Here is a 19,150-nt window from a genome sequence, read left to right as displayed (position 1 = left end):
CTCACCTGGGGAACCGTCGGGCTCCCGATCGGCCCGATCCACTGCCCGACGGTTCCCCAGCCGGCGTACGTCGTGCAAGCAGGGGGCCAGCGCTCAGCGGGCCAGCTCGCGGAGGGCGGGTACGACGTCGGAGCCGAGGGCGGCGAGGAAGGACTCCTGGTCGTGCCCGGGGCCGTGGAGGACGAGGTGGTCGAAGCCCGCGTCGACATAGGGCCGGACCGCGTCCACGACCTCGGACGGCGTCGTGGCGACGATCCAGCGCGAGGCGACCTGCTCGATCGGCAGCCGGTCGGCGGCGGCGGCCATCTCGACGGGGTCGTGGAGCCGGTGCTTCTCCTCCGCGCTGAGCGACAGCGGCGCCCAGAAGCGGGTGTTCTCGAGCGCCTCGTCGCGGGTGGCGGCGTAGGACAGCTTGATCTCGATCATGCGGGAGAAGTCGCGCGGCGACCGGTCGGACGCGGCGCGCCCCTCCTCGACCGCGGGCAGCAGCTTGTCGGTGTAGAGGTCCATGCCCTTGCCGCTGGTGCAGATGAAGCCGTCGCCCACGCGACCGGCGTACTTCGCCATCTGCGGCCCGCCGGCGGCGACCCAGATCGGGACACCACCGTCCGGACGGTCGTAGATCGTGGCGTCGACGGTGCGGTAGTAGTCGCCCTCGAAGCTCACCCGCTCGTCGGCCCACAGCTCGCGCATCAGGCGTACGGCCTCGCGCAGCCGCGCCCAGCGCTCCTTGAAGTCGGGCCACTCCGGCAGGCCGACCGAGATCTCGTTGAGCGCCTCGCCCGTGCCGACGCCGAGCACGAGGCGGCCGGGGTTGAGCAGGGCGAGCGTGGCGAGCTGCTGGGCGAGCACGGCCGGGTTGTAGCGGAACGTCGGCGTCAGCACGCTGGTGCCGAGCACGACGCGCTCGGTGCGCTCACCGAGGGCCGCCAGCGCGGTGAGGGCGTGCGGCGCGTGGCCGCCCTCGTGGCGCCACGGCTGGAGGTGGTCGCTGACCCAGACGCTGTCGAGGCCGACCCCCTCGGCACGGACGCCGAGCTCGACGAGCTCACGCGGCCCGAACTGCTCGGCGGAGGCCTTGTAACCGACGGCGAGAGAGGGGGTCACCGCGCCATGGTGGCACGGCGACCCCCAGAGCCCTCGGGACTCAGGCGGCCACGTGTCGGTCGACCAGACCGACCCGCATGTCGGCGAGGATCCGCGTCAGGACCCGCGACACCTGGGCCTGCGTCAGCCCGACGGACTCCGCGATCTCCTGCTGCGTCTGCTCCTGGAAGAAGCGCAGCTGCAGGATCCGACGGTCGCGCGCCGTGAGGCCGCGCATCAGCGGGTCGAGAATGACCTTGGCCTCGGTCTGCGCCAGGGCCCGGTCCTCCCCGCCCAGCAGGTCGCCGATCGACGACGAGCCGTCGGCCACCGGTGCGTCCAGCGAGGTGGGCGTGAAGCACCCGTCGGCGGCGAGCGCCTCCACCACGTCGGAGGTGTCCTCACCGAGGTGGGCGGCGAGCTCGCTGGGGCGGGGTGAGCGGCCGAGCCGCGGCTCGAGCTCCTCCTGCGCGCCGGCGATGCGGGTCTGCAGGTCCTGCACCCGACGAGGCGGGCGGACCATCCAGCCCGAGTCACGGAAGTGCCGGCGCAGCTCACCGCGGATGGTGGGCACGGCGAACGACAGGAAGTCGTGGCCCGCGGCAGGGTCGAAGCGCTGTGCGGCCTTGGTGAGGCCGAGCAGCGCGACCTGCTCGAGGTCGTCGAGGTCGATGCCGCGGTTGCGGTAGCGGGAGGCCATGCTGCGGGCCACGGCCGCATTGGTCTCGATGAGCTGACGGGTCAGCTCGTGGGCGTCGGCCTGGCGGCGGACGTCGCGGAGGTCGCTGACGATGGCGTCGGTGCGACGGGCACGTGCCCGACCCTCGAGGGGCTGGGCGGGACGGAGCCGGACAGGGTTGAGTCCAGCAGGCAGTGCAGGGGCGATCGACATGGAATCCACGGCTCGCTTCCTGGGTGTTGATGGCGTCTGCCGTGGTCTCCAGCAAGACGATCAACCACCACAGTCGCATGGTCTGGACCAGTACGACAGCCGCAATGCGAACGCACCCGTCAGGGCGAGCCGTGCGACAAGGTCTGTCCAGGGTTCTCGCCGAAGACCTGGCGGTACTCGGTCGCGAAGCGACCGGGGTTGAAGAAGCCGAAGCGGGCGGCCGCGTCGCCCACGGTGGGCACGGAGCCGTCGCGCAGGACCTGGTGCACGAGGTCGAGGCGGACCTGGCGGAGGTAGGCGTGCGGGGTGCAGTCGAGGTGGCGCCGGAAGGCGTACTGCAGGGCACGAGGCGTGACGTGGCACTCCCGGGCGATGTCGGACATCGTCAGGTCGTCACCGGCCCGCTCGGCGATGATGCGCTGCGCGAGGCGTACGACGGCCTGGGTGGCGTCGCGGGCGTCGCGGACGGCCCCGCGGTCGTCCCCCACCACGTTGTTGGCGAAGGTCTGCAGGAGGCTGTGCGCCAGGAGGCGGGACGCGTCGCCCTGCCCGACCGGGCGGTCGCTGCCCTCCGGCGAGACGCCGAGCCGGTCGACCACCGCGCGCCACTGCGCGGCCGCGGCCGGCGAACGGGGCGTGAAGCTGCTGAACCGGAGGTCGTCGCTCGTCTTGTCGGGGTCGATGTCGGCGATCGCGGCGCTCAGCACCTCGAGCGAGACGCTGGTGTTGCGGACGTCGTAGCCGTTGCCACCCCCGGAGAACGCCATCCCCCACCCGGCCGCGAGGAGCGTGTCGCCTGCGCGACCGCGGTCGGTGACGGAGCCGCGGGAGTACTCGATCTCGCCGCTCAGCACGTCGACGACCACGAGCAGCGGCATCGGCTCGGCGTCGAAGCTGACGGACTCGTCGATGCGCAGCCGGTCGAACGACACGCCCCCGCGCTCGCGCCGCCGGTGGTGCACCGCGCCCATCCGACCGTCCAGCCCCAGCGCGGTGCCGTACGCCGTCTCCAGCCAGTCGCGGGCCGCGTCGCCGTCGCCGTCGAAGTCGAAGGCGTCAGGGGACTCGCGTCGGGAAACCCGGTCGGGCATCTGAGCACCTCCTGAGGAGCGTGCGGACGACCCGGCGGCTTGAGTCGCATCGACTCTAACCCAGATGCGGACGTTCCGCCCGTTCGGAGGTGACGGGCCCAGCCTGTAGGGTGGAACTTGCTTCCAGTTCAACTCCGCCCTGTGTCCGCGGACCTACGTCATGCAAGAGGTGACGATGTCTGCCACACCCCTTTCCTCGGGCGATCCCGCCCCTCAGGGCGATGCGCTGCGCGACGAGGTCGCCCAGCTGCACGAGGCCGTGCGGTCGCAACGCGACATCGGCATGGCCATCGGTCTGCTGTCGGCCCGTTTCGACTGCAGCACCGACCAGGCCTGGCGCACGATGCTGCGCGTCTCGCAGGACAGCAACACCAAGGTCCGCATCGTCGCGCGCGTCCTCGTGGCGACCCACGACGGCACTGCGGACGCGGACGACCACGAGGCGCTGGCGAGGTTCGTCGGACACCTCCCTGCGTCCGGCTGGCCGGGAGGACCGACGGCTCAGGGATAATCCGGCGCATGAACATCGATGACGCCGCCCTCGCCGAGAGCCTGCGCCGGCTGTCCCAGCCGCGGGACGACGACGGCAGCATCACCTCGGCCCTCCACGTCGTGGTCACCGCCTGCGTCGACCTGTTCGGCGTGGACGGCGCGGGCGTGCTGATCGCCGACGAGCAGGACATCCTGGTCTACGCCGCCGCCAGCGACGGCCCGGGCCGGCTGCTCGAGCAGACCGAGGCGGAGGCCGGCGAGGGCCCGTGCACCGAGGCGTTCGTCCAGGCGCGCGTGGTGACGAGCCGCGACGTGACCGCCGAGGCCGACCGCTGGCCGACCCTGGCCCGGGCGATGGCCGAGCAACCGGTGCGCGCCGTGCTGGGCACGCCGGTGCTCCTCGGAGGCGTGCCGGTCGGCACCCTCGACGTCTACAAGAGCGAACCCCACGACTGGGACGAGAGCGAGCAGGCCGCGATCGGGCGCTACGCCGAGATCATCTCCACCACCCTCGGCGCCGCCTTGCAGGCCCACACGGCCGGCGAGCTCGCCCGACAGCTGCAGTACGCCCTCGACTACCGCGTGCTCATCGAGCGGGCCGTCGGCTTCCTGATGGCCAAGCACGGGCTGGACGCCGTCGGCGCCTTCAACGCGCTGCGCACGGCCGCGCGCAGTCGACGCACCAAGATCGGGGTCATCTCCGAGCACGTCCTCGACACCGGCTCCCTGCCGGCCTGACGCGCCCGCGTCAGTCGTCCACCCGCTCGTGCGGGATGGTCCGCGTCTCCACGATCTGCGTGGCCACGTCGCGCAGCTTGACGTTGGTGGTGGAGGAGAGCCGGCGCAGCAGCTCGAAGCTCTGGTGCTGGTCGATGCCGTAGCGCTCCATCGCGATGCCCTGCGCCATGCCGATGACGTGCCGGGAGCTGATCGCGGTCTGCAGCGTGCTGACGTGGCGGGCCGACGACAGCGCCGTCGTGGCGTGGACGGCGTACACGAGGGCGAGGTCGACGACGTCGCGGTCGTCGAACGCGCCCGTGCGGGTGCTGTAGAGGTTGAGGGCCCCGAGGGGCTCGTCACGGTCGGTCACCGCGACGGCGAGGAGCGACCCCACGCCCAGCTCGGAGGCGCGCGGTCCCCAGGCGGGGTAGCGCGTGTCGGCGCCGACGTCGCCGCTGCGCAGCCAGCCGCCGGTGTCGGCGATCTCGAGGCAGGGCCCCTCGCCCAGGGCGTACTGCAGTGCGTCGGCCTCCCGGGCGAGCGGGTCGCTGCTGGCCAGCGTGCGATGGCCGCGGGACGTGCGGATCGTGAGGCTGACCTGGTCGGCCTCGGGGACCAGGTCGCGCATCCGGGTGACGATCGCGCGCGAGGTGACGGCCTCGTCAGGCTCCTGCTGCAGCTCCGCTGCGAGTGCCGCGAACACGGCCAAGGAGTCATGGGATGACAATGAGGATCCTTGAAGGACGTACGCCTGAGACCCGTCTTCTGGAGCCTGGACGGAATTTATCGTCCCCGCTGGCCGTGACTCAACGCGACACCTCCCATAGGAGGTAGTTCGTCGCCTCCTGGCCTCGCACGTGCATGACCCCCGGTCGCACGGGTACCTCTGCGCGTGACCACCTCCGACATGACCACGGACGCGCCCGCGGCGCTGCCCGTGCCGCGCCCCCGGACCGGGCGCCTCGTCATCGCCTCGGTTCCCGCCAACCACGTGTACGTCCGCCACCTCGCGCCCGAGGACGGTTCGGGGCCGGTGCGCCTGCCCGACCCGACGCCGCCGGGTGCGGCGACGACGCAGCAGTGGTGGCCCCCGGTCATGCTCGACGCCACCTGGGTCGAGACCCACGACTTCGACGTCTTCCACCTGCACTTCGGCTTCGACGCCCGCAGCCCCGCCGACCTCGAGGAGCTCGTCGCGGCGCTGCGCCGACGCGGCAAGCCGCTCGTCTTCACCGTCCACGACCTGCGCAACCCGCACCACCTCGACCGCGAGGCCCACGACCGGCACCTCGACGTGCTGGTGCCGGCCGCCGACGCCATCATCACGCTGACGCCGGGCGCCGCAGCAGAGATCCGGGCCCGCTGGGGACGCGATGCCGTGGTCGTGCCGCACCCCCACGTCGTACCCCTCGACGTGATGCGCCGCGTCGCCGCGATGCGCGACGTCCGCAGGCGGGGACCGCGCGAGCGCGAGTTCCGCATCGGCATGCACGTCAAGAGCCTGCGTGCCGGCATGAACCCGCACGCGCTCATCCCCGTGCTCGTCGACGCGGTCCGCGACCTGCCGGGCGCCGTGCTGCAGGTCAACGGGCACCGCGACGTGCTGCTCCCCGAGGGGGCGGGGTACGACGCCGCGCTCGCCGAGGCCCTGCAGGCGCACGCCGCCGCGGGCGAGCTCGACCTGCACGTCCACGACTTCCTCGACGACGACGGCCTGTGGGCCTACCTGGCCTCCCTCGACGTGTCGGTGCTGCCCTACCGCTTCGGCACCCACAGTGGCTGGCTGGAGGCCTGTCGCGACCTCGGCACCGCCGTCGTCGCGCCCTCGTGCGGCTACTTCGCCGACCAGGCGCCGGTGCTGACCTACGAGCACGACGAGGACCACCTCGACGCCGACAGCCTGGTGGCCGCACTGCGCGAGGCGCACGCCGGTCACGTCGCTGCGCCGCCGAGCGTGGACGACCGGCGCCGCCAGCGCGCGCAGGTCGCCGACGCACACGCGGCGGTCTACGAGTCGGTGGTCCGACGGTGAGGATCTGCCTCATCGCCTCGAGCCGCTTCCCGATCCGAGAGCCCTTCGCCGGCGGTCTGGAGTCGATGACCTGGACGACCGCCCGCGGTCTCGCCGAGCGCGGCCACGACGTCACGCTCTTCGCCGGACCGGGGTCCGACACCTCGCTGCCGGTGCGGCTGCTCCCGCTGTCGACCGTCGAGGTCAGCTCCGCCGCGATGGCCGACAAGTTCGCGCCCGGGCCCGGCTGGCTGGCCGAGCACCACGCCTACCTCTCCCTGATGCTCTCCCTCGCCCGTACCGGCGCCGAGGAGTACGACGTCGTGCACAACAACAGCCTCCACCACCTGCCCATCGCCATGGCGCCGGCCGTCGACGTACCGATGCTCACGACGCTCCACACCCCTCCGCTGCCGATGATCGAGTCGGCGGTGGCGCTGTGCTCGCGCCCGCCGCGCTTCGTCGCGGTGAGCGAGTGGACGTCGACCGCGTGGCGCCACGCGGTGGACAGCGACGTCGTGCTCAACGGGCTCGACCTGCGCGACTGGCCCGCCGGTCCGGGCGGCGGACCGGCCGTGTGGTCGGGCCGCATCGTGCCGGAGAAGGCACCCCACCTCGCCGTCGAGGCCTGCCGGCTCGCCGGGGTGCCGCTGGTGCTGGCCGGTCCCGTGCAGGACCAGGCCTACTTCGACCGCGCGGTCGCCCCGCTGCTCGGCGTCGACGCGATGTACGCCGGTCACCTCGCGCAGCGCGAGCTGTCCCAGCTGCTGCGCCAGGCGTCGGTGGCGGTGGTGACGCCCATGTGGGACGAGCCCTACGGCCTCGTCGCCGCCGAGGCGATGGCCAGCGGCACCCCCGTCGCGACCTTCGCCCGCGGTGGTCTCAGCCAGGTCGTCTCGCCGCAGGGCGGCGTGCTCGCCGCACCCGGCGACGCGGCCGCCCTCGCCGACGCCGTCGTGGCCGCGGCCCGGCTCGACCGTCGCGGCGTCCGTGCCTATGCGGAGTCCACGTGCAGCGCGGACGCGATGGTCGAGGGCTACCTCGACCTCTACGCCGAGATGACCCGCCAGGACCACGCGGCGTGACCCGCGACGAGACGGCGACCATCGGCTACTACGTCCACCACGTCGGCAGCGGTCACCGCCACCGCGCCGGGGTGCTCGCCGCCCGGCTGCGGCGCGAGGGCATCGCGGTCACCGGCCTGTCGTCGCTGCCGCGACCCGACGGGTGGGTCGGCGACTGGGTCCGGCTGCCCCCGGACGACGACGGCGACCCCCGGGACGTCACCGCCGACGGACACCTCCACTGGGCCCCCCTGCTCCACGACGGCACCCGGTCCCGCGCCGCGGCGCTCAGCGCCTGGCTGGAGTCCGCGCGACCGGACCTGGTCGTCGTCGACGTCTCGGTCGAGGTGCTCCTGCTCGCCCGCCTCCACGGCGTGCCCGCGATCGGGGTGGTCCTCCCCGGGCGCCGCGACGACCGCGCCCACCTCCTCGGGTTCGGGGTCGCCGAGGCGCTCGTCGGGTTCTGGCCGCGCACCGCGGGGGACATGACACCCGGGCTGCCAGACGACCTCCGTGACCGGCTGGTGCCGGTCGGCGCCCTGTCGCGTCACCCGGTGCGGCCCGCGCTGCGCACCCGCTCGCACGGTCGCGAGCGCACCGTCGCCCTCATGCTCGGCTCGGGCGGCCACGACGTCAGCGCAGACGACGTACGCCTCGCGCGGGGGGCCACCCCCGAGTGGCGGTGGCACGTCCTGGGCGCCGACCGCGGCACGTGGGTCGACGACCCGTCCGCCGTGCTGGCCGGGGCCGACGTCGTCGTCACCCACGCCGGGCAGAACGCGCTCGCCGAGACCGCAGCCGCGCGGCGCCCCGCCGTCGTGCTGCCGCAGGCCAGGCCCCACGACGAGCAGCGCGCGACCGGCGAGGTGCTGGCCCACGGCTGGCCGGCCGTGGTGCGCACCGCCTGGCCCGAGGCCGGCGAGTGGAGCGACGTGCTCGACCGGGCCGCTGCCCTCGACCCACGCCCCTGGACCCAGTGGTGCGACGGCTGGGCGGCCGACCGCTTCGCCGACGTCGTGCTCGCCACCCGTGACCGCGTGAGCGCGAGGCCCACGCCGTGACCCGGGTCGCCGTCGTCACGATCGCGCACGGCCGTCACGAGCACCTGGCCGCCCAGCACCGCTCGCTCGCCCGCGGTGCGATGCGCCCCGACACCTACCTCGCGGTCGCCATGGACGACCCGGACATCGTCGCGGAGGAGGTGGACGGACTCGCGCGCGACGTCGTCGCCGTCGGCCGCGGCCCCCGGGGCGGCCTGCCGCTCGCCGCCGCGCGCAACCTCGGGGTCGAGACGGCGCTCGACACGGGTGCCGACGTCGTCGTGCTCCTCGACGTCGACTGCCTGGCCGGGGCCGGGCTCGTGGCGTCGTACGCCAATGTCGTCACCACGCGACCGCACCGCATCTGGTCGGGTCCGGTGACCTACCTCCCGCCCCGCCCGCCCGACGGCTACCCCGCCGACCCCGCCGCCCTCGCCGGCTGGGACGACCCGCACCCCGCACGACCGGCCCCGGCGCCCGGCGAGCTGCTGCAGTCCGACAACCCCGACCTCTTCTGGTCGCTCTCCTTCGCCGTGGGCCCGCGCACGTGGGACCGCCTCGGCGGCTTCTGCGAGGACTACGTCGGCTACGGCGGCGAGGACACCGACCTGGGTCGTACGGCGATCGCCCGCGGCATCGGCCTCGGCTGGGTCGGCGGCGCCCGCGCCTACCACCAGCACCACCCGGTGAGCAGCCCCCCGGTCGAGCACCTCGACGACATCCTCCGCAACGGCCGGCTCTTCCACGAGCGCTGGGGCGAGTGGCCGATGACCGGGTGGCTGGAGGAGTTCGAGCGCCGGGGACTGGTGCGGCGAGAGGATGGGCACTGGATCCGCGAGACACCCTCGATCAGCGTCAAGGAGACGACACCATGAGCACGACGACCCGCACCGTGTCCGCCACCCCCGAGCAGGTCTGGGAGGTCCTGTCCGACGGGTGGCTCTACCCCCTCTTCGTCGTCGGCGCGTCGCGGATGCGCGAGGTCGACGACTCGTGGCCCGCCGTCGGGAGCAGGCTGCACCACAGCGTCGGCAGCTGGCCGGTGCTGATCGACGACACCACCGAGGTGCTCGAGGTCGACGAGGGACGGCGGCTGCTGCTCAAGGCCCGCGGCTGGCCGGCCGGAGAGGCGCACGTCGAGATCTCGCTGCGCCCCGACGGCGACGCGACCCTGGTCACCATGGTCGAGGACGCCACCGCCGGCCCCGGCGTGCTGGTGCCCAAGCCCCTGCGCGACGCCCAGCTGCACTGGCGCAACGTCGAGGCCCTGCAGCGACTGGCCTTCGTGGTGGAGGGCCGGACGCGGTGAGCGCCGCGTCCACGGGCGCGTACGACGCCGTCGTGGTGGGGGCCGGACCCAACGGGCTGGTCGCCGCCAACGTGCTCGCCGACGCCGGCTGGCGGGTGCTGGTGCTCGAGGCACAGGCCACGCCGGGCGGCGCGGTCCGCAGCGACCGCGAGGTGCGCCCCGACTTCGTGCACGACACCTTCAGCGCGTTCTACCCGCTGGCCGTGGCCTCGCGCGCGATGACCGACCTCCGGCTGGAGGACCACGGACTGACCTGGGAGCACGCACCGGCGGTGCTCGGCCACCCCTTCGGCGACGGCCAGTGGGCCGTCCTGCACCGCGACCGCCACGACACCGCGGCCGGCCTCGACGCGCTCCGGGCCGGCGACGGGGACGCCTGGCTGGAGCTGTGCGGCGCCTGGGACCGCATCGGCCCGGCACTGGTCGACGGGCTCACCTCGCCCTTCCCGCCCGTGCGCGCGGGAGCCCGGCTGGTGCCCGCGATGGCCCGCGCCGGCGGCCTCGACACCGTGCGACGGCTGGCGACACCGGTCGCCTCCCTGGGCCGCGAGCTCTTCGCCGGGCCCGCCGCGCAGCTGCTGCTCAGCGGCAACGCCGGCCACGCCGACTTCCCGCTCTCCTCCCCCGGCTCCGGCGTCTTCGGCGTGCTGATGACGATGCTCGGCCAGACCGTCGGGTTCCCCGTCCCCCGCGGTGGCGCCCAGCAGCTCACCCAGGCGCTCGTCACCCGCGCCACGAGCCTCGGCGTCGAGCTGGTGACCGACGCCGAGGTGACCGCCGTCGACGTCCGCGACGGCCGCGTGGTCGGCGTACGCACCCGTGACGGGCAGTCGTACGCCACCCGCGCCGTGCTCGCCGACGTGTCGGCCACCCACCTCTTCGGCCGCCTGGTCGCCGAGGAGCACCTGCCCGCGCGACTGGTGCGCGGCATGCGCGACTTCGAGCTGGACCCCGGCACCGTCAAGGTCGACTGGGCGCTCTCCGGGCCCGTGCCGTGGACCAACCGGCCCGAGCAGGCACCCGGCACCGTCCACGTCGCCGACTCCGTGGAGGAGATGACCCAGACGCTGGCCCAGGTCTCGTCGGGGGTCGTGCCGGACCGACCGTTCCTGCTGACCGGCCAGATGACGACCAGCGACCCGACCCGGTCGCCCGCCGGCACCGAGTCGTTCTGGGCCTACACGCACGTCCCCCAGCCGGGGAAGACCCGCCGCGACGCCGCGGACGAGGTCACGGGCGCGTGGGACCACGACGACACGCAACGCTTCGCCGACCGGATGCAGGCGCGCATCGAGGCTCGCGCGCCGGGCTTCGGCGAGCTCGTCCTCGAGCGCCGGGTGCTCGGCCCGCACGAGCTCGAGGCGCGCAACGCCAACCTCGTCGGCGGCGCCGTCAACGGCGGCACCTCCCAGCTGCACCAGGAGCTGGTCTTCCGCCCCGTCCCGGCCATGCGCGGCCGGGCCACGACCGGGCTTCCCGGTCTCTACCTCGCCTCCGCCTCCGCCCACCCCGGTGGCGGCGTCCACGGTGCGGCCGGCGCCAACGCCGCCCGCGCCGCCCTCTGGAACCGAAGGATCCGCCGATGACCGACCAGCTGACCTTCGGGTCCCTCACGATCGCCTTCGACGACCGCGTGCTGCGCCCGCGCGAGTGGACGGCCGCGCAGTCCGACTGGGCGGCCGACCTGCTCGCCACCGCGCCGGACGGCACGGTGCTCGAGCTCTGCGCGGGCGCCGGCCACATCGGCCTCCTCGCCGTCGCGTCGTCGGAGCGCCACCTGCTCTGCGTCGACGCCAACCCCGTCGCTTGCGACTACGCCCGCGCCAACGCGCTGGCCGCCGGGATGGCCGACCGGGTCGAGGTGCGCGAGGGCCGGCTGCAGGACGCGCTCGAGCCCGGCGAGCTGTTCCCGGTGATCATCGCCGACCCGCCGTGGGTGCCGCGCGAGGAGACCGGTCGCTTCCCCGAGGACCCGCTCACCGCGATCGACGGCGGCGACGACGGCCTCGACGTCGCCCGCGCCTGCCTCGCCGTCGTCGACGAGCACCTCGCCCCCGGCGGCTCGGCCGTGCTCCAGGTGGGCACCCGCGCCCAGACCGACGCCCTGCGCGGCGAGCCCTGCTTCACCGAGGGACGGCTCGCGATGGTCGAGGTGCGCCAGCAGGTGCGTGGGGTGCTCGCCCGGATCGACCGCGCCTGACGCTGCCGTCGAGCGGTGCGTGACGCAGGTTCTGGAGCTGGGGAACCTGCCTCACTCACCGCCGCACCAGCGGTCCGTTGGCGAGCGGTGCGTGACGCAGGTTCTCGAGGTGCGAAACCTGCCTCACCCACCGCCGATGGGGCGGGTCGGCGTCCGACGGCCGGGACACGCGCGGCGGGAGACGACTCAGCGCGGGATGACCTTGTGGGTCCCGTCGCACCAGGGGAGGCGGCTGGACTTCTCGCAGCGGCAGAGGGCCACCACGGGGCGGTCGACGGCGTGGACCGTGCCCTCGAGGTCCTGGACCGACTCGGCGCCGCGCAGCAGCATCGGGCCGTGCGGGACGAGCACGACGTCGGGGTGGTCGAAGTCGGGGTGATCATCGCTCACGACTGCTCCTCCCACACCCCGAGCATCGCGGTCGCGAAGCGGGCCTCGACGTCGAGGCAGGTCCAGGCGCCGAAGAGGATCTCGACCGCCTGGTCGGGCTCGTCCTCGGCGAGGGTCCCGCAGATGTCGCGGGCGGCGAGGTGCTCGTGGATCGCGTCGGCCTCGACGTGCTCGTCGTAGTAGGCCGACATCGGACCGTCGAGACCGAGCCGCTCGAGCCCCTGCACCATCTTGCGCGAGGGCAGCGAGCTGGTCATCTCGAAGGCCGCCAGGTGCCCCATCGCCGCACCGCGGAGCCGACGGTGCAGGCCGAGGAGGGAGCCGGCGTTGTTCATCTCGAGGTTCTCGGGGATCGCGTCGTCGACGTAGGCGCCGTACTCCGCCCGCAGGCCGACGGCCTCGAGGCCGCGCGCGAAGAGGTGGGAGTGGAGCCGGTTGGGGTCGCCGTCGCCGTACTCGTCGAACTGCAGCGCCATCAGCGCCGCCTTGGCCCGCACCGGCAGGCGCGGGACGACGAAGGCCGACGGGTCGGACTCCTTGAGGTGGTAGACCGAGCGCTGGCGCAGCAGCTCCAGCACCTGGTCGCGGTCGGCATGCCGGCGCACGCGGTCGGCGAGCGACGGGCCGTCGTCCGCGGCGACGATCGCCTCGAGCGCCGAGGGCACCTCCGCCGGCGACGGTGCGGCCGCGGCCGAGGCGTCCGATGCCGACCACCGCGCGCGCAGCCGCTCCTCGAGGGCCGTCTCGAGGTCGCGGCGCACGCCGAGGAGGTCGGGGTCCCACTCGGCGCGGTCGTCGGCGTCCTCGAAGCCGCGGAACGACAGCTCGTGCAGCGTCCAGAGCGAGATCGACTCGTCGTCCCACGAGTCCGCGCCGGGCGCCGAGCCGGTCAGCCCCGGCTCGCCCAGCCGGGCGACGAGCCACTCGCTCAGCCCGCCGCGCGGCTTGGGCAGTCTCACGGCTGGAACACCACCTTGACCATGCCGTCCTCCTTGTCGCGGAACTTGCGGTAGGCCTCGGGGGCGTCGTCGAGGGGCAGGTGGTGCGTGGCGAACGACTCGACGCCCAGCACGTCCTCCTCCTGCTGGAGGAGCGCGAGGATGTCGTCGCTCCAGCGCCGGACGTTGGCCTGGCCCATCCGCACCTGCACCTGCTTGTCGAACAGCTGGAACATCGGCAGCGGGTCGGTGGGGGCGCCGTAGACGCCCGAGATGCTGATGGTGCCACCGCGGCGGACGCTGTCGATGCAGCTCATCAGGGCGGCGAGCCGGTCGACGCCGAAGTTGAGCATCACCTTCTCCTGCACCTTCTTGGGGAGCAGGCCGAGCGCCTTCTGAGCGGTCTCCGCGACGGGCGAGCCGTGCGCCTCCATGCCGACGGCGTCGATCACGGCGTCGGCGCCGCGGCCGTCGGTCAGCTGGCGTACGGCGTCGCCGACGCCGTCCACCTCGGTGAAGTCGATCGTCTCGGCGCCGCGGCCGTGGACGCGGGCGAGCCGCTCGCGCACGGAGTCGACGACGATGACCCGGAGGCCGCGGTGGAGCGCGATCCGGGCCGCCATGTCGCCGATCGGGCCGGAGCCGACGACCGCGAGCGTGCCGCCCTCCTCGACGTCGGCGTACTCCACGGCCTGCCACGCGGTGGGCAGCACGTCGGAGAGGAACAGGAAGCGGTCGTCGGTCGGACCGTGCGGCACCTTGATCGGGAGGGTGTCGCCGAACGGCACTCGCAGCAGCTCGGCCTGCCCGCCGGGCACCTGGCCGTAGAGCTTGCTGTAGCCGAAGAGGCTGGCGCCCGTGCCGGTGTCGGTGTTCTGGGTGGTCTCGCACTGGCTGTGGAGGCCGCGCGTGCACATCCAGCAGGTGCCGCAGCTGATGTTGAAGGGCACCACGACGCGGTCGCCGGGCGCCAGGGTGGTCACGGCCGAGCCGACCTCGCGCACGACGCCCATCGGCTCGTGGCCGACGATGTCGCCCGCGGCCATGAAGGGCGTCAGCGGGTCGTAGAGGTGCAGGTCGGACCCGCACAGCCCGGTCGAGGTGACCTCGATGACGACGTCCGTGCGCTCCTCGATGACCGCGTCCGGGACCTCCTTGACCTGCATGTCCTGCTTGCCCTGCCACGTGACTGCCTTCATGAAACCGGTGACCTCCTCGGGTCGGTCGTGCTGAGTGCTGATTTGCGTGCTCAGCCAGTGCCCCGCTGGGCCCCTTCCATGCGCGTCCGTGCGGGTTGCGGGCGCCTGGCTTCGGTGGGACGGTGGAGGTCTCGCCCCACCCCAGGTAGGTGTCCCATCAACGACGTCTTCGAACGTCAGCTGACCCACGCCGTCCTCGAGCTCGGCGCCCAGGCCGATCCGCCGCACACCCTGCAGCGGGTTGCCGAGATCACCCCGGAGTTCTTCACCGCGTGCGACTACGTCGGCATCTCGCTCGTCGAGCGTGACCGGATCGGCACGCCCATCGCCACCGACGAGAGGCTGCGACAGCTCGACGAGGCGCAGTACGAGATGGGAGAGGGTCCGTGCCGCGAGGCGATCCTCGAGCACGAGACCGTCGTGGTCGACGACCTGGCCACCGACCCGCGGTGGCCCTCATGGGGGCGGGCGATGGTCTCCGAGCTGGGCATCCGGTCGAGTGCCAGCTTCCGTCTCTTCACCCGGCCCGACCGCACCTGGGGCGCCCTCAACGTCTACTCCAGGACGCCGGGCGCGTTCACCGACGAGGACGTGGAGCAGGGCCGCATCATCGCCGCGCTGGCGGCGGTCACGCTGGCGCGGTCGATCCACGACGAGCAGCTCGCGCAGGCCCTGGAGTCCCGCACCCTGATCGGCCAGGCCACCGGGATGCTGATGGAACGCTACGGCCTCGACGACCACCGCGCCTTCGATGTGCTGCGTCGGCTGTCGTCGCAGCAGAACGTCAAGCTCCGCGACCTCGCAGCCCAGGTCGTCCAGACGCGCGACCTCCCGGTCGGGGCCGACCCCGCCGCGAACTGACCCGCCCGTTGGCAGGTGGCGTCTGACGCGCAGGATCTGTGACCCTCGGAACATGGACGACCAGCCCGCCCCCGAGCACCGCCGACCCGACGGGGTCACCGACGAGACCGTCGAGGCGGTCGGCAAGGTCTCGGCCGCGCTCGACCACGTCGAGGACGCGCGCGGGCACCTCTACGCGTTCCACCGCCTCATGGGCAGCGCCGAGTCCACCTTCGAGGAGGCGGAGGCGCTGGTGCGCGAGGCCGGCCACGGCGAGCTGGCCGACGCCCTGGACCGCGAGGTGCTCGGGCAGAACCCGCTCCCGGGCATGTGGTCGTTCCAGATGGTCGAGGCCTTCGACGACGGCTTCTACGCCCGCACCAAGCGGCTGCACCAGCGCATCCTCGACGAGCTCGTCGACGGGCAGCGCCACGTCTTCGAGGCGGAGATGAAGGAGCTGCGTCGCACCCGCGGCCGCGAGGGCCACGAGGCCAGGCCCGCGGACGTCGAGGGTCACCCCGAGTACGACGCCTGAGGCGCCGCCGACCAGCGCTAGGAGCGCAGCTGCGGGAGCACGTCGGACCCGTAGGCCGCGATCATGTCGGCGTAGTGCGGGCCCATGTTGGCGACGTACACCTCGTCGAAGCCGGCGTCGACGAACGGCGCGTAGGCCTCGACGTGCTCGGCGACGTCGGGCCCGAAGGCACCCTTGTCGGCGAACGCGTCGCGGGTCACGAGCTCGCTGGCCTGCTCGAAGTGCTGCGGGCTGGTGAGCACCTGGCTCAGCTCGCCGGGCACGCCGGAGTTGGGCCACAGCTCGTACGCCGCATCGATCGCGTCGTCGCGCGTGGGACCCCAGGCGACCTTGAAGCCCGCCTGCGTGGGCGCGTCGGCACCCTTGGCGGCGCGGAACGTCTGCACCGACTCCGCGTCGGGCTGGGTGGTGATGAAGCCGTCGGCGATCCGGCACGCCACGTCGAGCGCCTTCGGCCCGAAGGCGCTCATGTAGATCGGCGGCGGCTGGTCGGGCAGCGTGTAGATCCGGGCCGTGTCGACGGTGTAGTGCTTGCCCTCACGGGAGACCACCTCGCCCGTCCACAGCTCGCGGATCACCTCGACCGCCTCCTCGAGCATCTCCAGCCGACGCGCGGCGTGGGGCCAGACGTCACCGAGCACGTGCTCGTTGAGCGCCTCGCCGGTGCCCACGCCGAGGGTGAAGCGTCCCTCGCCGAGCAGGACGGCGGACGTCGCCGCCGCCTGGGCGATGATCGCGGGGTGCGTGCGCACGGTCGGGCAGGTGACCGCCGTGGTGACCGGCAGGTCGCACACCTGCGCGACCGCACCGATCATCGACCAGACGAACGGCGACTGCCCCTGCGCGTTGGTCCACGGGTGGAAGTGGTCGCTGATCCAGAGGCTGTCGAAGCCGGCGCGCTCGGCCAGCCGCGCCTGCTCGAGCAGCTCCTCGGGGGCGTACTCCTCGCAGGACAGGAAGTAGCCGAAGCGGGTCATCAGCGCGCGAGCGAGTGGGCGGCCGCGCGGGGGCGGACGACCTGCTTCTCCGGCTTCTCCGGCGCCATGAGCAGACCGTGCTGGATCGCCCAGAGCACTGCCTGCGAGCGCGAGGTCACCTCGATCTTGGAGTAGGCGCCGCGGATGTAGGACTTCACCGAGTTGATGCTGAGGTTGGTCTCCTCGGCGATGTCGCGGTTGGCCTTGCCGGAGGCGATCATCGAGAGGACCTCGGTCTCGCGCTGGGTCAGCGGCCACTTCTCGGCTGCTGCCTTCTCCGCCTCGGCCTGGCCGGTCCACGCGTCGACGACGACGCGGCCGTCGGCGATCTGGAGCAGGTTCCACACCAGACGACGGGCCGGGAGCCACTTGCTGACGAAGCCGGCGGCGCCGCGCGACATCTCGGTGGAGACCGCCTCGGGGCTGCAGTCCCAGCCGAAGGCCACCATCCGGGTCGGGAACCGCTGCGGGGCGGGGCGCACGCCGGCGGAGCGGCGGTGGGGTTCGTAGAGGGTGAGGTCACAGAGGGGGGCCGGGCCGTCGGCGCGGTGCGCCACGACGGTGACGAGTGCGGAGTGGGGCTCGAGCATGGTGCGCAGGCCGTGGACGACCAGCTCGCTCTCCTCCATGATCGCCACCTTGACGTGACGGGTGACGGGGGCTGTAGGTCGCTGCATGGCCGTGCAGTACCCCCATGGGCGGGCCGCATACGCCCCGATGGCGGTGGACGTCTACGCCAGCAGCACCCGGGCCACGCACGCCGCCTCCGACTCCGAGACGCCCGCGCGCTCGGCGGACTCGCGCAGCATCAGCGCCGCCATGTCGGTGGTCACCGCCATGCGCGCCGCGACCAGGCCCACGGCCACGTCGACGAGACGCTGCTCGCGCAGCCGCTCGGGCGCCTGCTGGGCGCGGCGGAGGGTCTCGAAGCCGAGGTCCGCGTTGGTGACGGCGCCGGCCTGCCAGGCGCCGAGGGCCTCGACCAGGCCGTCGATGCGGTCGCGGAAGGCGTAGGCGGTCGAGGCGTAGAGGTCGATGTTGAGCACCGCGCGACCGTGCTCCACCACCGGCAGGCTCACGGTGCTGGCGATCGCACCGAACGCGCGCTCGCGGGCCGTGTCGGCCCAGTCCAGCTCGTCAAGCGGGTGGACCTCTCCCGGTGGCGGCGCGGGCCCGGCGTCGCGGGGCTCGTCGTGCCGGGGCTCCCCCGTCGCCGCCCGGTCGACCAGGGTGAAGGTCAGGTCCTCGTCGAGGAGGGTCACGCTCAGGGCAACGCAGTCCGGCACCGAGCGCACGGCCCAGCCCTCGATCACCCGCAGCAAGCCCTCCATGTCATCGATGGACGCCGTCACGTACTCGTCCAACGCCTCCCGACTCTGCGGCAGCAGCTCCATATCGATCCCCTCGACACATCGGTGTTGCCTGAGCCCTCGATGGTCCTCCGCCGCCCGGTGCCACACCACACCCGCCCGGGCGGCCACCTGCGCGCGCATGTGGCTCCGGACGACTGGGTACGACGCTGCCGTGAACGCCGAGACCTCGCAGCCCCCTGTCGTCGTGCTCGACCTGGACGGAACCCTCGTCGACTCGGTCTACCAGCACGTCAGCGCCTGGAACGCCGCCTTCCACGACGTCGGCCTGCACGTCAGTGCCGTACGCATCCACGAGGCGATCGGGATGGGCGGCGACCGGCTGGTCGCCCACGTCGCCGGCGACCCGGCCGAGTCGGCCGTGGGCGAGGACGTGCGCAAGCTGCACGACGACTACTTCCGCTCCCACCTCCGCACGGTCTGCGCCCTCGACGGCGCCGCCGAGCTGGTGGAGGCGCTGGCCACCCAGGGGCACCGGCTGGTGCTGGCCAGCTCCTCGGAGAGCGACCTCGTCGACGACCTGCTCGAGCTCGTCGACGTACGCCGTCACCTCGCGGCGGTCGTCACCGGCTCCGACGACGCCGCCACCAAGCCTGCGCCCGACATGGTGCGGCTGGCCGTCGAGCGCGCGGGCGGCGGTCAGGCCGTCGTCGTGGGCGACGCCGTGTGGGACGTCCTGTCGGCCGAGGCCGCCGGCGCGTCGTGCATCGGGCTGCGCAGCGGCGGCGTCCCGGCCGAGCGCCTCACCTCCGCCGGTGCGTCAGCGGTCTACGACGGCCCGCGCGACCTGCTGGAGCGCCTCGACGACAGCCCGTTGCGCTCGCACTGAGCACACGCCCTGCGACACCCGCGACGTACGAGACCCGCCGGAGTCACCTCGCACGGCGTACGGGAGGTCAAGACCGGCGGGTCTCGCGCTGGCCGCCGAGACCGTGCGGGACGTTCCCGGCCTGTGTGGAGATGTACCCCTCAGGGGTGGAGTCCATACACCCCCGA

At 73.3% G+C, this 19,150-nt stretch carries 22 protein-coding genes; 12 read left to right on the top strand and 10 right to left on the bottom strand.

All coding sequences use genetic code 11. The features are described 5' to 3' along the window. Window positions 1–93: 93 nt before the first annotated feature. The 3 genes from fgd to Q1B24_RS13155 all read right to left on the bottom strand — a co-directional run bounded on the left by fgd (window position 94) and on the right by Q1B24_RS13155 (window position 3,069). On the bottom strand, window positions 94–1,107 hold the full coding sequence (gene fgd / locus Q1B24_RS13165) for a glucose-6-phosphate dehydrogenase (coenzyme-F420) (RefSeq protein WP_299929202.1): 1,014 nt from the start codon (window positions 1,105–1,107) through the stop codon (window positions 94–96). Between the two features lie 40 nt (window positions 1,108–1,147). After that, window positions 1,148–1,978 (bottom strand): sigma-70 family RNA polymerase sigma factor, encoded by an 831-nt coding sequence (locus Q1B24_RS13160; RefSeq protein WP_299929536.1) that lies wholly within the window; start codon window positions 1,976–1,978, stop codon window positions 1,148–1,150. A gap of 119 nt (window positions 1,979–2,097) precedes the next feature. Beyond that, window positions 2,098–3,069, bottom strand: a complete 972-nt coding sequence (locus Q1B24_RS13155; protein WP_299929199.1) for a helix-turn-helix transcriptional regulator — start codon at window positions 3,067–3,069, stop codon at window positions 2,098–2,100. Window positions 3,070–3,244: 175 nt separating this feature from the next. On the opposite strand from Q1B24_RS13155, the gene Q1B24_RS13150 reads away from it, so the two are divergent. Next, the gene (locus Q1B24_RS13150) at window positions 3,245–3,580 is read left to right on the top strand and encodes an ANTAR domain-containing protein (protein WP_299929196.1); all 336 of its coding nucleotides are present in this window, start codon (window positions 3,245–3,247) and stop codon (window positions 3,578–3,580) included. An 8-nt stretch (window positions 3,581–3,588) separates the two neighbouring features. Continuing rightward, entirely contained in the window at window positions 3,589–4,299 is a 711-nt protein-coding gene (locus Q1B24_RS13145; RefSeq protein ID WP_299929194.1) for a GAF and ANTAR domain-containing protein, read from the top strand. Window positions 4,300–4,309: 10 nt separating this feature from the next. Here Q1B24_RS13145 and Q1B24_RS13140 read toward each other — a convergent pair whose 3' ends face one another. Next, the gene (locus tag Q1B24_RS13140) at window positions 4,310–4,984 is read right to left on the bottom strand and encodes a GAF and ANTAR domain-containing protein (RefSeq protein WP_299929533.1); all 675 of its coding nucleotides are present in this window, start codon (window positions 4,982–4,984) and stop codon (window positions 4,310–4,312) included. A 189-nt stretch (window positions 4,985–5,173) separates the two neighbouring features. Here Q1B24_RS13140 and Q1B24_RS13135 point away from each other — a divergent pair, with 189 nt between their 5' ends. Genes Q1B24_RS13135 through Q1B24_RS13105 form a run of 7 tightly spaced genes read left to right on the top strand, consistent with a single transcriptional unit; the run spans window position 5,174 to window position 11,905 of the window. Beyond that, on the top strand, window positions 5,174–6,313 hold the full coding sequence (locus Q1B24_RS13135; protein WP_299929191.1) for a glycosyltransferase: 1,140 nt from the start codon (window positions 5,174–5,176) through the stop codon (window positions 6,311–6,313). Continuing rightward, window positions 6,310–7,377, top strand: coding sequence for a glycosyltransferase (locus tag Q1B24_RS13130; protein WP_299929188.1), 1,068 nt, complete (start codon window positions 6,310–6,312; stop codon window positions 7,375–7,377). Before Q1B24_RS13135 ends, Q1B24_RS13130 begins: the two co-directional genes overlap by 4 nt. Continuing rightward, on the top strand, window positions 7,374–8,417 hold the full coding sequence (locus tag Q1B24_RS13125) for a glycosyltransferase (protein WP_299929185.1): 1,044 nt from the start codon (window positions 7,374–7,376) through the stop codon (window positions 8,415–8,417). The genes Q1B24_RS13130 and Q1B24_RS13125 overlap by 4 nt, the downstream gene beginning before the upstream one ends. Beyond that, window positions 8,414–9,271, top strand: a complete 858-nt coding sequence (locus Q1B24_RS13120; protein WP_299929182.1) for a galactosyltransferase-related protein — start codon at window positions 8,414–8,416, stop codon at window positions 9,269–9,271. The genes Q1B24_RS13125 and Q1B24_RS13120 overlap by 4 nt, the downstream gene beginning before the upstream one ends. Continuing rightward, window positions 9,268–9,705 (top strand): SRPBCC family protein, encoded by a 438-nt coding sequence (locus Q1B24_RS13115; RefSeq protein WP_299929179.1) that lies wholly within the window; start codon window positions 9,268–9,270, stop codon window positions 9,703–9,705. Before Q1B24_RS13120 ends, Q1B24_RS13115 begins: the two co-directional genes overlap by 4 nt. Further along, window positions 9,702–11,291, top strand: coding sequence for an NAD(P)/FAD-dependent oxidoreductase (locus tag Q1B24_RS13110; RefSeq protein ID WP_299929176.1), 1,590 nt, complete (start codon window positions 9,702–9,704; stop codon window positions 11,289–11,291). Before Q1B24_RS13115 ends, Q1B24_RS13110 begins: the two co-directional genes overlap by 4 nt. Beyond that, complete coding sequence (locus Q1B24_RS13105) at window positions 11,288–11,905, top strand: methyltransferase (protein WP_299929173.1); 618 nt, start codon at window positions 11,288–11,290, stop codon at window positions 11,903–11,905. Before Q1B24_RS13110 ends, Q1B24_RS13105 begins: the two co-directional genes overlap by 4 nt. A gap of 186 nt (window positions 11,906–12,091) precedes the next feature. On the opposite strand, the gene Q1B24_RS13100 is transcribed toward Q1B24_RS13105, so the two are convergent. Genes Q1B24_RS13100 through Q1B24_RS13090 form a run of 3 tightly spaced genes read right to left on the bottom strand, consistent with a single transcriptional unit; the run spans window position 12,092 to window position 14,432 of the window. Next, a complete protein-coding gene (locus Q1B24_RS13100; RefSeq protein WP_299929170.1) occupies window positions 12,092–12,295 on the bottom strand; it encodes a CDGSH iron-sulfur domain-containing protein in 204 nt (67 codons plus the stop codon). Then, the gene (locus tag Q1B24_RS13095; protein WP_299929167.1) at window positions 12,292–13,254 is read right to left on the bottom strand and encodes an iron-containing redox enzyme family protein; all 963 of its coding nucleotides are present in this window, start codon (window positions 13,252–13,254) and stop codon (window positions 12,292–12,294) included. The genes Q1B24_RS13100 and Q1B24_RS13095 overlap by 4 nt, the downstream gene beginning before the upstream one ends. After that, complete coding sequence (locus Q1B24_RS13090) at window positions 13,251–14,432, bottom strand: zinc-dependent alcohol dehydrogenase (protein ID WP_299929164.1); 1,182 nt, start codon at window positions 14,430–14,432, stop codon at window positions 13,251–13,253. The genes Q1B24_RS13095 and Q1B24_RS13090 overlap by 4 nt, the downstream gene beginning before the upstream one ends. 78 nt (window positions 14,433–14,510) lie before the next feature. Between Q1B24_RS13090 and Q1B24_RS13085 the strand changes: the two genes are divergently transcribed. Continuing rightward, window positions 14,511–15,293: a GAF and ANTAR domain-containing protein gene (locus Q1B24_RS13085; protein ID WP_299929161.1), complete on the top strand. Its 783-nt coding sequence runs from the start codon at window positions 14,511–14,513 to the stop codon at window positions 15,291–15,293. Between the two features lie 52 nt (window positions 15,294–15,345). Then, complete coding sequence (locus tag Q1B24_RS13080; protein WP_299929158.1) at window positions 15,346–15,807, top strand: hypothetical protein; 462 nt, start codon at window positions 15,346–15,348, stop codon at window positions 15,805–15,807. Between the two features lie 17 nt (window positions 15,808–15,824). Here the strand turns inward: Q1B24_RS13080 and Q1B24_RS13075 are convergent, their stop codons facing one another. From Q1B24_RS13075 to Q1B24_RS13065, 3 genes are read right to left on the bottom strand one after another with little or no spacing between them, the layout of a single operon-like run. Further along, entirely contained in the window at window positions 15,825–16,784 is a 960-nt protein-coding gene (locus Q1B24_RS13075; protein WP_299929155.1) for a TIGR03557 family F420-dependent LLM class oxidoreductase, read from the bottom strand. Then, complete coding sequence (locus Q1B24_RS13070) at window positions 16,784–17,461, bottom strand: response regulator transcription factor (protein WP_299929152.1); 678 nt, start codon at window positions 17,459–17,461, stop codon at window positions 16,784–16,786. The genes Q1B24_RS13075 and Q1B24_RS13070 overlap by 1 nt, the downstream gene beginning before the upstream one ends. Window positions 17,462–17,515: 54 nt before the next feature. Then, window positions 17,516–18,178, bottom strand: a complete 663-nt coding sequence (locus tag Q1B24_RS13065) for a hypothetical protein (protein ID WP_299929149.1) — start codon at window positions 18,176–18,178, stop codon at window positions 17,516–17,518. 130 nt (window positions 18,179–18,308) lie between these two features. Between Q1B24_RS13065 and Q1B24_RS13060 the strand changes: the two genes are divergently transcribed. Beyond that, window positions 18,309–18,983 carry an HAD family hydrolase gene (locus Q1B24_RS13060; protein WP_299929146.1) on the top strand — a complete coding sequence of 225 codons (675 nt, stop codon included), beginning with the start codon at window positions 18,309–18,311 and terminating at the stop codon, window positions 18,981–18,983. Window positions 18,984–19,150: the final 167 nt, after the last annotated feature.

Source organism: uncultured Nocardioides sp. (assembly GCF_947488025.1).
Classification (GTDB): Bacteria; Actinomycetota; Actinomycetes; order Propionibacteriales; family Nocardioidaceae; genus Nocardioides.
Note: the sequence above shows the minus strand (reverse complement) of the source record. Positions and strands in the feature narration are given on the sequence as shown.